Origin of the sequence: Pseudomonas moraviensis, assembly GCF_900105805.1 — a bacterium.
Lineage (GTDB): Bacteria > Pseudomonadota > Gammaproteobacteria > Pseudomonadales > Pseudomonadaceae > Aquipseudomonas > Aquipseudomonas moraviensis_A.
In genome coordinates, this window is record NZ_LT629788.1 from 3,603,096 (window position 1) to 3,615,576 (window position 12,481).

Below are 12,481 nucleotides of genomic sequence, written 5' to 3' on the forward strand. Positions count from 1 at the left end.
CGTTCTTTTTGATGTTTCAAGAGCGTAGACGGCTTGCGGTCATGTCGAGATATTCAGAGCGTTTCTGAACATTGCGCCGTGAGGCTGACAAGCAATGCTCGCCAGCCTCGATCAGCGCTTATGGGCGGGAGTTGATCTGCTGCTGCAGGTTCTGGATCTGCGCCTGCAAGGTGTTGAGGTTGCGGGTCATCTGCGCGCGGAACGCATCGAACTCGGCGGTATTGCCGCCACCCTGTGGCGCGGCCGGGCGATTGTCCTGCTGACTTTTCAACACCACGATGTCCTGCTCCAGACGATCGATCGCCGCGCTCGGGTTGCCCTGTTTCTTCAGCGCCGCGATATCGGCGCCGAGGCTTTTGAACTGGGCGTCGAAGGCCTTCAGCTGCGCATCGACCTTGCTGGTATCGGCCGGCGTGCTTTTGATGGTCGCCAGCTCGGCGCTCAGGGCTTTGACCTGCGCCTGCAACTGCGTGTTGGCGTTCTGCTGTTCGGTGGTCTGCGCGGTCATCTGCGCCAGACGCTTGTCCAGCTCGCTGGCCTGACCGGCCACGCCTTGCTGCTGCTTGCTCTGGTCGAGCAACTTGCCTTCAAGCTGTTTGATCTGCAACTTCAGCGCTTCGCTGTCGCTGCTGACGTTGCTCTGGCTGGCGACGACCTTGCCGGAAATATCCTGCAGGCGCCCCGCCGCTTCTTCGCTGATGCGCGCAAAGCTTTCCTGGGTGGCGACGAGTTGCTGTTCCATCAGCGAGATCTGCTGGAAGCTCCACCAGGCCAGACCGATGAAGGCGAAAAACAACGCGCCGACCAGCGCCCACAGCGGTCCGGTGCTGGCAGTCTTGACCTTGACCACTGGCGCCGTGCGCGAATGCACGGAAGTGCGGGGGCCGGGCGCGATGTCATCGTCATCGAACGGGTCAGCGCGCAGGCTTGGCACGTTATCGAAATCGTCGTCGTGGGCATCGTTTCGCATGGACATTGAGGCAACCTTTGGCAAACGCGGTGATGGCTAAATGCTGCGAAGTATAACCGCCGCAGCCGCAGGCATTGACCCTCAAGCCGCAACGCGGTTCATTGCCGCCCGGCCGAATCGTTTCAACGAATGTCCTGAGCTTTCCACCACGCACAGAACTCATCGAGGGCAGCCCACAGGCTGACTTTCGGGTCGTAGTCGAGATAATGCCGGGCGCGGCTGATGTCCAGGGTGAAATTTTTCTTCATGACTTGCATGCCCAGGCGCGACAGGGTCGGCTCCGGACGTCCGGGCCAGAGCATGCACGCGCCCTCATTGAGCGCCGCGACGCTGTAGGCCAGACCGTAAGAGCGGTATTTGCGCACCTGATCGACGTCCATCCGCCGCATCACGTAGTTGACCACGTCCCACAGCGGCACCGGCGTACCGTTGCTGATGTTGTAGGCCTTGCCCAGCGCCGAGCCAGCCGCCAAGAGGCTGCTGAGCATGACTTCGTTGAGGTTCTGCACGCTGGTGAAGTCGACCTTGTTCAAACCGTCGCCGATGGTCGCCAGACGGCCCTTGCGCTGCATTTTCAGCAGTCGCGGGAAGATGCTCATGTCACCGGCGCCGGTCACGAAACGCGGGCGCAGGGCGATGGTTTCCAGACCGAATTCCTGGGCACCGAAGACTTTTTGCTCGGCCAGATATTTGGTCGCGGCGTAGGGATGCTTGAAGCGCTTGGGCACTTGCTCTTCGGTCAGGCCGAGATGGTCACGGCCATCAAAATAGATCGACGGCGACGACAGATGCACCAGCCGCCGCACGCGCTGCTTGAGACAGGCTTCGACAACGTTTTCGGTGACTTGGACATTGCCCTGATGGAAGTCCTGATAACGCCCCCACACGCCGACGGCACCGGCGCAATGCACCACCGCTTCGACGTCGCGGCAGAGGTCGCGTACCAGACCGGCGTCGGTCAGATCGCCCGGCACAAACTCCGCACCCCGGCGCACCAGATGCTCGACGCTCTCGGCCCGGCGACCGTTGACCCGCACTTCAAGGCCCTGCTCCAGGGCGAAACGCGCAAAGCGCCCGCCAATAAAGCCGCTGGCGCCGGTAACCAAAATCTTCATCAAAAACTCCAGGGAAGCAGCTGCAAGCTTCGAGCTGTCAGCTGCAAGTTGAAACGGTGCTTGTTCTTGCCGCTTGCAGCTTGACGCTTGCCGCTGCGTTCAAGCCACTAGCCATTGCTTTGAGGCGCGCAGCAGTTGTTCGGTAAGCAGGTTCAGCAACTGGCCGCCGTTGCGCCAATGATGCCAGTACAACGGCACGTCGATCGGTTTATCTGGCAGCAATTCGCGCAGCACGCCGCGCTCCAGCTGTTCGCGCACTTGCAGTTCCGGCACCAGCCCCCAGCCGAGGCCGGCTTCGGTCAGGCGAATGAAGCCTTCGGAGGACGGGCATAAATGGTGCTCGAACGCGCCATCGACGCCCAACAGCGCCAGGTAGCGATGCTGGAGGAAATCGTCCGGGCCGAACACCAGTGCGGGGGTGCGTGGCAGCTGTTCGGCGCGTACGCCATCGGGAAAATGCCGGGCGATGAAGGCCGGACTGGCGAGCGCGCGATAGCGCATGGCACCGAGCAACACGCTGCGTGCGCCGGCCACCGGGCGCTCGCTGGCGCACAGGCATGCGGCCACTTCACCGGCACGCATGCGCTTGAGGCCTACGGTCTGGTCTTCGACGATCAGATCGAGCAACAAATGCTGCTCGGCGCAGAAATCGCCAACGGCGCCAGCCCACCAAGTGGCAAGGCTATCGGCGTTGAGGGCGATGCGCAGGCGATCCGGCAGGCCTTCTTCGTCCAGCGCCGGTACCGCCGATTGCAAGTCGCGCTCAAGCAAACGCACCTGCTGCACATGGTTGAGCAAGCGCCGGCCGATTTCGGTCGGCGATGGCGGTGTTTCGCGTACCAGCACCGGCTGGCCGACGCGCGCCTCGAGCAATTTGATGCGCTGGGAGATCGCCGACTGCGACAGGCCGAGAACCTGTGCAGCGCGATCGAAGCCGGCCTGCTCGACCACCGCGGCCAGCGCAGAAAGCAATTTATAGTCGAACATCAGTTTTCCTAATGGGCGATCAGCACTATTGCTTTTTCTTATACAGCGACACGCCGGAGAATAGCCAGCAAGCACTCTCTTTCAAGGATATTTTCCATGTGGCAAAGCTATGTAAACGGCCTGTTGGTGGCGTTCGGCCTGATCATGGCGATCGGCACGCAGAACGCGTTTGTATTGGCGCAGAGCCTGCGCCGTGAACACCATTTGCCCGTGGCGGCATTGTGCGTGGTGTGTGACGCGATTCTGGTGGCGGCCGGGGTGTTCGGCCTGGCGACGATTCTGGCGCAGAACCCGACCCTGCTGGCGATTGCCCGTTGGGGCGGCGCGACCTTTTTGATCTGGTACGGCAGCCAGGCGCTGCGCCGGGCCTGCTCGAAGCAGAGCCTCGAGCAAGGCGAGAACCAGACCGTACGCTCCCTGCGCGCGGTCATGCTCAGCGCGTTGGCGGTGACATTGCTCAATCCCCACGTTTATCTGGATACGGTTTTGTTGATCGGCTCGCTGGGCGCGCAGCAATCGGTGCCCGGCGCTTATGTAGTCGGCGCGGCGAGCGCATCGCTGCTGTGGTTTTTCACCCTGGCTCTCGGCGCCGCATGGCTGGCACCGTGGCTGGCCCGGCCGAGCACCTGGCGCATTCTCGATCTGGTGGTGGCGTTGATGATGTTCGCCGTGGCCGCGCAGTTGATCATCGCCGGATGAATTAATGCTGAAGGCTCTGGAACCTCTATCCCACACAGTTGTTGCGTGGTTAAGGCGCGACCCCGGTGCTATGATCCGAACCCTGCGCCGCAAAGAGTAAAAACTCGCCGGTGCATTTCCGGCCGCCCGTGATCGGCCTTGCGCTCACCGCAACAGACCTGATTAGGAGAATCATCATGGCTTTCGAATTGCCGCCGCTGCCCTACGCACACGATGCCCTGCAGCCGCACATCTCCAAGGAAACCCTGGAGTTCCACCACGACAAGCACCACAACACCTACGTCGTGAACCTGAACAACCTGGTGCCAGGCACCGAGTTTGAAGGCAAGACCCTGGAAGAGATCGTCAAGACTTCCTCGGGCGGCATCTTCAACAACGCCGCTCAGGTCTGGAACCACACCTTCTACTGGAACTGCCTGGCGCCAAACGCCGGCGGTCAGCCAACCGGCGCACTGGCAGATGCCATCAACGCAGCGTTCGGTTCGTTCGACAAGTTCAAGGAAGAATTCAGCAAAACCTCGATCGGCACCTTCGGTTCCGGCTGGGGCTGGCTGGTGAAAAAGGCTGACGGTTCCCTGGCCCTGGCCAGCACCATCGGCGCCGGCAACCCGCTGACCAGCGGCGACACCCCGCTGCTGACCTGCGACGTCTGGGAACACGCTTACTACATCGACTACCGCAACCTGCGTCCGAAGTACGTTGAAGCGTTCTGGAACCTGGTCAACTGGAAGTTCGTGGCCGAGCAGTTCGAAGGCAAGACCTTCACCGCTTAAGCTGCGCGCCAGACAGGAAACCCGGCTTCGGCCGGGTTTTTTTATGCCTTGCGCATGGCGTTTGTCGCACGGCAAAAACAGCTTCGCGCCGTTTGCTGCCAGCCGACAGCCGACTACCATCAGAGACAGGAAAAAATCTTTGACCCGGTGCTCAAGTTGCGGGCCACTGCAACCGACACAGTAATTCAGAGCTATTACTCAAATGACGACATCGCGGCCAGGATACCGGCGAATTTTCCCGTGCCTGATTGTCCCTTTGACTGCCAACCCGGGATTGCCAATACTCATGGCAACTTGACGCTACCCGCACGGAACAAGGAATAACCCTTTGAAGCTGGAACTCAAGAACAGCTTGTCGGTGAAGTTGCTCCGGGTCGTGCTCCTGTCGGCATTGATCGTAGGCGTAGTCTTGAGCTGCGCGCAGATTGTCTTCGATGCCTACAAGACCCGTCAGGCCGTCGCCGGCGACGCCGAGCGGATCCTCGACATGTTCCGCGATCCTTCGACCCAGGCGGTCTATAGCCTGGACCGGGAAATGGGCATGCAGGTGATCGAGGGGCTGTTCCAGGACGACGCCGTGCGCCAGGCCTCCATTGGTCACCCCAATGAAGCGATGCTCGCGCAGAAATCCCGCGAATTGCAGCATTCCAACAGCCGTTGGCTGACCGACCTGATTCTCGGTCAGGAACGCACCTTCACCACGCAATTGGTCGGCCGTGGCCCCTACAGCGAATACTACGGCGACCTCAGCATCACCCTCGACACCGCAACCTATGGCGAAGGTTTCATTGTCAGCTCGGTGATCATCTTCATTTCCGGCGTACTGCGCGCACTGGCCATGGGACTGGTGCTGTATCTGGTCTATCACTGGCTGCTGACCAAACCGCTGTCGCGGATCATCGAACACCTTACCGAAATCAACCCGGATCGTCCCAGCGAGCACAAGATTCCGCAGCTCAAGGGCCACGAAAAAAACGAGCTGGGCCTGTGGATCAACACCGCCAACCAGTTGCTCGAGTCCATCGAACGCAACACCCATCTGCGCCACGAAGCGGAAAACAGCCTGCTGCGCATGGCCCAGTACGACTTCCTGACCGGTCTGCCGAACCGCCAGCAATTGCAGCAGCAGCTGGACAAGATTCTCGTCGATGCCGGCAAGTTGCAGCGCCGCGTCGCGGTGTTGTGCGTCGGCCTGGATGATTTCAAAGGCATTAACGAACAATTCAGCTACCAGACCGGCGACCAGTTGCTGCTGGCCCTGGCCGATCGCTTGCGCGCCCACAGCGGTCGCCTCGGCGCCCTGGCCCGCCTGGGCGGCGATCAGTTCGCCCTGGTGCAGGCCGACATCGAACAACCTTACGAAGCAGCGGAACTGGCGCAGAGCATTCTCGATGACCTGGAGGCGCCCTTCGCCCTCGACGATCAGGAAATCCGCCTGCGCGCGACCATCGGCATCACCCTGTTCCCGGAGGACGGCGATAGCACCGAGAAGCTGTTGCAGAAAGCCGAGCAGACCATGACCCTGGCCAAGACCCGCTCGCGCAACCGCTATCAGTTCTACATCGCCAGCGTCGACAGCGAGATGCGCCGCCGTCGCGAGCTGGAAAAAGACCTGCGTGACGCGCTGATCCGCGACCAGTTCTACCTCGTCTATCAGCCGCAGATCAGTTATCGCGATCATCGCGTAGTGGGTGTCGAAGCGCTGATTCGCTGGCAGCACCCCGAACACGGCCTGGTGCCGCCGGACCTGTTCATTCCGCTGGCCGAACAGAACGGCACGATCATCGCCATCGGCGAGTGGGTGCTCGATCAGGCCTGCAAGCAATTGCGCGAGTGGCATGATCAGGGGTTCGTCGATTTGCGTATGGCGGTCAACCTGTCGACCGTGCAACTGCACCATGCCGAGCTGCCGCGGGTGGTCAACAACCTGCTGCAGATGTACCGCCTGCCGCCGCGCAGTCTGGAACTGGAAGTCACCGAAACCGGCCTGATGGAAGACATCACCACCGCCGCCCAGCATCTGCTCAGCCTGCGCCGCTCCGGCGCGCTGATTGCGATCGACGACTTCGGCACCGGCTATTCATCCCTCAGCTATCTGAAAAGCCTGCCGCTGGACAAGATCAAGATCGACAAGAGCTTCGTCCAGGATCTGCTGGATGACGACGATGACGCGACCATCGTTCGCGCGATCATTCAACTGGGCAAGAGCCTGGGCATGCAGGTGATTGCCGAAGGCGTGGAGACCGCCGAGCAGGAAACCTACATCATTTCCGAGGGTTGCCACGAAGGTCAGGGCTACCACTACAGCAAACCGCTGCCGGCGCGGGAGCTGGGCATTTACCTCAAGCAGGCGCAACGCAGTAATGCGGCGATTCTTTAAAGATCAAAAGATCGCAGCCTCGTTGCACTCGTCAGCTCCTACAGTGCAACGAGGCTGCGATCTTTTGATCTTCTTGCGCAAATAAGAAATATTTCCACCCACGCCTTTACACATAATGCGAAAGATTTGCATTATGTCGCAGTTTTGCGCGCCCCCGGCGCCAGTCCACTCAACTACCGAAGCAGGATGTTCGCCATGATTCGTATGCCTCTGGCTACCGCCAGTCTGCTGGCCATCGCTATTTCCCTCGCCGGTTGCGGCGAAGGCAAGGACAAAGAAAAAGCCTCCGAAATGACTCCGGCTTCCAGCAGCGCTGCTCCAGCCCCGGCGCCGGCCGCTGCCCCTGCTCCTGCTGCCGGTAAAGTTGACGATGCCGCCGCCAAGGCTGTGGTCGCGCACTACGCCGACATGGTCTTCGCCGTTTACAGCGATGCCGAATCCACCGCGAAAACCCTGCAAACTGCCGTCGACGCGTTCCTCGCCAAGCCGAACGCCGACACCCTGAAAGCCGCCAAGGCTGCCTGGGTTGCCGCGCGCGTGCCGTACCTGCAGAGCGAAGTATTCCGCTTCGGTAACACCATCATTGACGACTGGGAAGGTCAGGTTAACGCCTGGCCGCTGGACGAAGGCCTGATCGACTACGTCGACAAATCCTACGAGCACGCACTGGGCAACCCGGGCGCCACCGCCAATATCATCGCCAACACCGAAGTTCAGGTCGGCGAAGACAAGGTCGACGTGAAAGAGATCACCCCGGAAAAGCTCGCCAGCCTCAATGAGCTGGGCGGTTCCGAAGCCAACGTTGCGACTGGCTACCACGCGATCGAATTCCTCCTCTGGGGCCAGGACCTCAACGGTACCGGCCCGGGCGCTGGCAACCGTCCGGCCTCGGACTACCTGGAAGGCGCTGGCGCCACCGGCGGTCACAACGAGCGTCGTCGTGCCTACCTGAAAGCCGTGACCCAACTGCTGGTCAGCGATCTGGAAGAAATGGTCGGCAACTGGAAGCCGAACGTGGCCGACAACTACCGCGCCACGCTGGAAGCCGAGCCAGGCGAAACCGGCCTGCGCAAAATGCTCTTCGGCATGGGCAGCCTGTCCCTGGGTGAACTGGCGGGCGAGCGCATGAAGGTTTCCCTGGAAGCCAACTCGCCTGAAGACGAGCAGGATTGCTTCAGCGACAACACCCACTACTCGCACTTCTACGATGCCAAAGGCGTGCGTAACGTTTATCTGGGCGAGTACACCCGGGTTGACGGCACCAAGCTGACCGGCGCCAGCCTGTCGTCGCTGGTGGCGAAGGCCGACCCGGCCGCCGACACCGCACTGAAAGCCGATCTGGCCGCGACCGAAGCGAAAATCCAGGTCATGGTCGATCACGCCAACAAGGGTGAGCACTACGACCAGTTGATCGCCGCCGGCAACACCGCTGGCAACCAGATTGTTCGCGACGCCATCGCCGCGCTGGTCAAGCAGACCGGCTCGATCGAAGCCGCTGCCGGCAAACTGGGCATCAGCGACCTGAACCCGGACAACGCCGATCACGAGTTCTGATCACCGCGTCCGCGTCAAAAAGAGGCGACCTTCGGGTCGCCTTTTTCATCTCTGCTTCAGGCCAGCCCCTGTGGGACCGCCGCTGAATGTCTGCGCTGCACCGTCCCTGTAGGAGTGAGCCTGCTCGCGATGGCGGTGTACCAGTTACGAATTCGTCAACTGCCAGACCGCTATCGCGAGCAGGCTCACTCCTACAGGGGTTTGGCATGGGTCTGCAGATTTGCGCGATATCAAGCAAACGATAATTCCTCTTATTCAAACTCCGCTGCCCTGTTAGACTTTGCGCCTTTGTTTTCGCCCGTTTGCAGGATGTCTGATGCCGTCGTTGCCGCTTCGCTTGTCCGCACTGTTGCTGGCCCTGGGCCTGAGTGCCTGCGATGACGCCCCGCGTTTCACCAAGGCCGAGCCGGGTGAAGCGCGATCGGGCGGTGCGGCGACCGTGCGCAAGAGTGATCAGAACGCGTTCTCCCTGCCATCGGCCAACCTGCCGCCGTCGCGGCGGGTGGATTTCAGTGTCGGCAACAGCTTCTTCCGCAGCCCGTGGGTAATTGCGCCGTCGACCACCACGGCGCGCGACGGCCTCGGCCCGTTGTTCAATACCAACGCCTGCCAGAACTGCCACATCAAGGACGGTCGCGGCCATCCTCCGGCCCCTGATGCGACCAATGCGGTGTCGATGCTGGTGCGCCTGTCGATTCCCGACGCGCCGCCCTACGCCAAAATCATCGAACAGCTCGGCGTGGTGCCGGAGCCGGTGTATGGCGGGCAGTTCCAGGACATGGCCGTGCCCGGCGTCGCCCCGGAAGGCAAGGTGCGCGTCGACTACACGCCAGTGCCCGTACGGTTCAAGGACGGCACGCAAGTGGAGTTGCGCAAACCGACCCTGCAGATCACTCAACTCGGTTACGGCCCGATGCATCCGGACACGCGTTTTTCCGCGCGGGTGGCACCGCCGATGATTGGTCTGGGCCTGCTCGAAGCAATCCCCGAAGAGGCGATCCTCGCCAACGCCGCCGCCCAGGCGAAAGAGAACAACGGCATCAATGGCCGGCCCAACCGGGTTTGGGATGACCAGTTGCAGAAAACCGTGATCGGCCGGTTAGGCTGGAAAGCCGGGCAGCCGAATCTCAACCAGCAGAATGTTCACGCGTTCTCCGGTGACATGGGCCTGAGCACCAGCCTGCGGCCTTTCGACGACTGCACGGAGGCGCAGACCGCCTGCAAACAGGCGCCGAACGGCAATGGCCCGGACGGCGAACCGGAAGTCAGCGACAACATCCTGCGTCTGGTGCTGTTCTACAGCCGCAATCTGGCGGTGCCGGCGCGCCGTGGCGTCAACGACCCACAGGTGCTGGCCGGCAAGAACCTGTTTTTCCAGGCCGGTTGCCAGTCGTGCCACACGCCCAAATACACCACCGCCGCCAACGCCGCCGAACCTGAGCTGGCCAATCAAGTGATTCGTCCGTACAGCGATTTGCTCCTGCACGACATGGGCGAAGGACTGGCGGACAACCGCACGGAATTTCAGGCCTCCGGCCGCGACTGGCGCACGCCGCCGTTGTGGGGGATTGGTCTGACGCAAGCGGTCAGCGGTCACACGCAGTTTTTGCACGACGGCCGCGCTCGCAACCTGCTCGAAGCGGTGCTCTGGCATGGCGGCGAAGCGACGGCTGCGCAGCAACAGGTTTTGTCTTTCAATGCCGAGCAGCGCGCTGCGTTGCTGGCATTTCTGAACTCACTTTAAATACTGAAAACGCATCGGGAGCCCGACATGTTCCGTCCCAAGTTACTGTTCACCAGCCTTGCCGCGCTCGCCCTCGGCGCCTGCTCGCCGCAGGATCCGCAAGCGGTCACCTCGGCGGCAATCGCCAAATCGGTGATCCTGCCGACCTACACCCGCTGGGTCGAAGCCGACCGGCAACTGGCGGTCAGCGCCCTCGCCTACTGCCAGGGCAAGGAAAGCCTGGAAACCGCCCGCGCCGACTTCCTCCACGCGCAGAAAGCCTGGGCCGAGCTGCAACCGCTGCTGATCGGTCCGCTGGCCGAGGGCAATCGTTCGTGGCAAGTGCAGTTCTGGCCGGACAAGAAAAACCTCGTCGGCCGTCAGGTCGAGCAACTGGTCGTCGCCCAGCCGCAGATCGATGCCGCAGCGCTGGCCAAATCCAGCGTCGTGGTGCAAGGCCTGTCGGCTTACGAATACATCCTTTTTGACGCCAAGCCTGACGTCGCCAACGATGCGCAGAAAGCCAAGTACTGCCCGCTGTTGATCGCCATCGGCGAACGCCAGAAGCAACTGGCCGAGGAGATCCTGCAGGGCTGGAACAACACCGACGGCATGCTCGCGCAGATGAGCAAGTTCCCCAACCAGCGCTACGCCGACTCCCACGAAGCGATCGCCGATCTGCTACGCGTACAAGTCACCGCACTGGATACTCTGAAGAAAAAACTCGGTACGCCGATGGGCCGTCAGAGCAAAGGCGTGCCGCAGCCGTTCCAGGCGGATGCGTGGCGCAGCCAGTCGTCGCTGACCGCACTGGAAGCCAGCCTTGCCGCGGCCAAAACCGTTTGGGAAGGCGTCGACAACAAAGGCCTGCGCGGGCTGTTGCCAGCCGAGCAGAAACCCCTGGCGGACAAGATCGACGCCGCTTATGCCGCCTCGCTGAAGCTGTTCGACAGCACTCAGCGCTCGCTCGGCGAAATGCTCGAAGACGACGCCGGTCGCCAGCAACTCAACGACATCTACGACAGCCTCAACGTCGTCCATCGCCTGCATGAAGGCGAGCTGGCCAAGGCGCTGGGCATCCAACTGGGCTTCAATGCCAACGACGGTGACTGATGAGGGCGAGTGCCATGCTGCGACGTCAGGTTCTGACTTTAGGTAGTGCACTGCTGGGAGCAGTGACCCTGGGCGGCTGGACGCTGTTCAAACGCAAGGATCAGAGCCCGTTGCTGTTGTCGGCGCGCGATGACAGCGACGGCAAGCATTATGCCGTCGGTTATCGGCTCGACGGCACGCGGGTGTTCGCCACCCATGTCGGTCAGCGATGCCACGACATCATCAATCATCCGACGCAGCCGCTGGCGCTGTTCGTTGCGCGGCGTCCGGGTACCGAGAGTTACCTGATCGATCTGCGCGACGGCAAGTTGCTGCAGACCGTGACCTCGCAGCCGAACCGGCACTTCTACGGCCACGCCGTGGTGCACAAGGACGGCGAATACCTGTACGCCACCGAGAACGACACCACCGATCCCGGCCGTGGCCTGCTCGGCGTGTACAAGTTCGAGGGCGAGCGACTGGTGCACACGGGCGAGATCTCCACCCACGGCCTCGGCCCGCATCAAGTGTCGTGGATGCCCGATGGCGAGACGCTGGTGGTGGCCAATGGCGGGATTCGTACCGAGGCGGAAAGCCGCGTCGACATGAACCTCAACGCCATGGAGCCGAGCCTGGTGCTGATGCAGCGCGACGGCACGTTGCTGAGCAAGGAAACCCTCGCCCAGCAGATGAACAGCGTGCGCCACCTGGGCATCGCCAGCGATGGCACCATCGTCGCCGGCCAGCAATTCATGGGGCCGTCCCACGAGCGCTCGGAACTGCTGGCGATCAAACGGCCGGGGCAACCGTTCGTGGCGTTCCCGGTGGCCGAGCAACAGCTGCAGGCGATGGGGCACTACACCGCCAGCGTCGCGGTGCACAGCGATCTGCGTCTGGTCGCGTTAACGGCGCCGCGTGGCAACCGCTTCTTTATCTGGGATCTGGACAGCGGCGAACTGCGCCTCGATGCGCCGTTGCCTGATTGTGCCGGCGTCGGTGCGGTGAAGGATGGCTTTGTCGTGACCTCGGGTCAGGGCCGTTGCCGCTACTACGATTGCCGTCAGGAACAACTGCTGGCCAAGCCGCTGGAATTGCCGGCGGGGCTCTGGGATAACCATCTCCATCTGATGGCCTAGGCACCACGCGATTTGTGGCGAGGGAGCTTGCTCCCGCTGGACTGCGCAGCAG

Annotated in this window: 10 protein-coding genes; 7 read left to right on the forward strand and 3 right to left on the reverse strand. The window is 61.8% G+C overall.

Annotated features, from left to right (window positions below; all coding sequences use genetic code 11):
* Positions 1–118 precede the first annotated feature (118 nt).
* The 3 genes from BLU71_RS15975 to BLU71_RS15985 all read right to left on the reverse strand — a co-directional run bounded on the left by BLU71_RS15975 (position 119) and on the right by BLU71_RS15985 (position 3,072).
* The gene (locus tag BLU71_RS15975; RefSeq protein WP_065616685.1) at positions 119–976 is read right to left on the reverse strand and encodes an ATPase; all 858 of its coding nucleotides are present in this window, start codon (positions 974–976) and stop codon (positions 119–121) included.
* Between the two features lie 116 nt (positions 977–1,092).
* Positions 1,093–2,085: an NAD-dependent epimerase/dehydratase family protein gene (locus BLU71_RS15980; RefSeq protein ID WP_083353473.1), complete on the reverse strand. Its 993-nt coding sequence runs from the start codon at positions 2,083–2,085 to the stop codon at positions 1,093–1,095.
* A gap of 99 nt (positions 2,086–2,184) precedes the next feature.
* The gene (locus BLU71_RS15985) at positions 2,185–3,072 is read right to left on the reverse strand and encodes a LysR family transcriptional regulator ArgP (RefSeq protein WP_042607343.1); all 888 of its coding nucleotides are present in this window, start codon (positions 3,070–3,072) and stop codon (positions 2,185–2,187) included.
* A gap of 96 nt (positions 3,073–3,168) precedes the next feature.
* Between BLU71_RS15985 and BLU71_RS15990 the strand changes: the two genes are divergently transcribed.
* The 7 genes from BLU71_RS15990 to BLU71_RS16020 all read left to right on the forward strand — a co-directional run bounded on the left by BLU71_RS15990 (position 3,169) and on the right by BLU71_RS16020 (position 12,429).
* Positions 3,169–3,771: a LysE/ArgO family amino acid transporter gene (locus BLU71_RS15990; RefSeq protein WP_016773432.1), complete on the forward strand. Its 603-nt coding sequence runs from the start codon at positions 3,169–3,171 to the stop codon at positions 3,769–3,771.
* A gap of 176 nt (positions 3,772–3,947) precedes the next feature.
* Positions 3,948–4,544: a superoxide dismutase gene (locus BLU71_RS15995; RefSeq protein WP_016773431.1), complete on the forward strand. Its 597-nt coding sequence runs from the start codon at positions 3,948–3,950 to the stop codon at positions 4,542–4,544.
* Positions 4,545–4,872: 328 nt separating this feature from the next.
* Complete coding sequence (locus BLU71_RS16000; protein WP_042607344.1) at positions 4,873–6,924, forward strand: putative bifunctional diguanylate cyclase/phosphodiesterase; 2,052 nt, start codon at positions 4,873–4,875, stop codon at positions 6,922–6,924.
* Positions 6,925–7,119: 195 nt separating this feature from the next.
* A complete protein-coding gene (locus BLU71_RS16005) occupies positions 7,120–8,478 on the forward strand; it encodes an imelysin family protein (protein WP_083353474.1) in 1,359 nt (452 codons plus the stop codon).
* A 316-nt stretch (positions 8,479–8,794) separates the two neighbouring features.
* Positions 8,795–10,222 (forward strand): di-heme oxidoredictase family protein, encoded by a 1,428-nt coding sequence (locus tag BLU71_RS16010; protein WP_083353475.1) that lies wholly within the window; start codon positions 8,795–8,797, stop codon positions 10,220–10,222.
* Between the two features lie 27 nt (positions 10,223–10,249).
* On the forward strand, positions 10,250–11,314 hold the full coding sequence (locus BLU71_RS16015) for an imelysin family protein (protein ID WP_024014143.1): 1,065 nt from the start codon (positions 10,250–10,252) through the stop codon (positions 11,312–11,314).
* A gap of 14 nt (positions 11,315–11,328) precedes the next feature.
* On the forward strand, positions 11,329–12,429 hold the full coding sequence (locus BLU71_RS16020) for a DUF1513 domain-containing protein (protein ID WP_083353476.1): 1,101 nt from the start codon (positions 11,329–11,331) through the stop codon (positions 12,427–12,429).
* Positions 12,430–12,481 lie beyond the last annotated feature (52 nt).

Coding starts and splice junctions, on each gene's coding strand:
- BLU71_RS15975 (WP_065616685.1), bottom strand. CDS start 976: ATGTCCATGCGAAACGATGCCCACGACGACGATTTCGATAACGTGCCA.
- BLU71_RS15980 (WP_083353473.1), bottom strand. CDS start 2,085: ATGAAGATTTTGGTTACCGGCGCCAGCGGCTTTATTGGCGGGCGCTTT.
- BLU71_RS15985 (WP_042607343.1), bottom strand. CDS start 3,072: ATGTTCGACTATAAATTGCTTTCTGCGCTGGCCGCGGTGGTCGAGCAG.
- BLU71_RS15990 (WP_016773432.1), top strand. CDS start 3,169: ATGTGGCAAAGCTATGTAAACGGCCTGTTGGTGGCGTTCGGCCTGATC.
- BLU71_RS15995 (WP_016773431.1), top strand. CDS start 3,948: ATGGCTTTCGAATTGCCGCCGCTGCCCTACGCACACGATGCCCTGCAG.
- BLU71_RS16005 (WP_083353474.1), top strand. CDS start 7,120: ATGATTCGTATGCCTCTGGCTACCGCCAGTCTGCTGGCCATCGCTATT.
- BLU71_RS16010 (WP_083353475.1), top strand. CDS start 8,795: ATGCCGTCGTTGCCGCTTCGCTTGTCCGCACTGTTGCTGGCCCTGGGC.
- BLU71_RS16015 (WP_024014143.1), top strand. CDS start 10,250: ATGTTCCGTCCCAAGTTACTGTTCACCAGCCTTGCCGCGCTCGCCCTC.
- BLU71_RS16020 (WP_083353476.1), top strand. CDS start 11,329: ATGCTGCGACGTCAGGTTCTGACTTTAGGTAGTGCACTGCTGGGAGCA.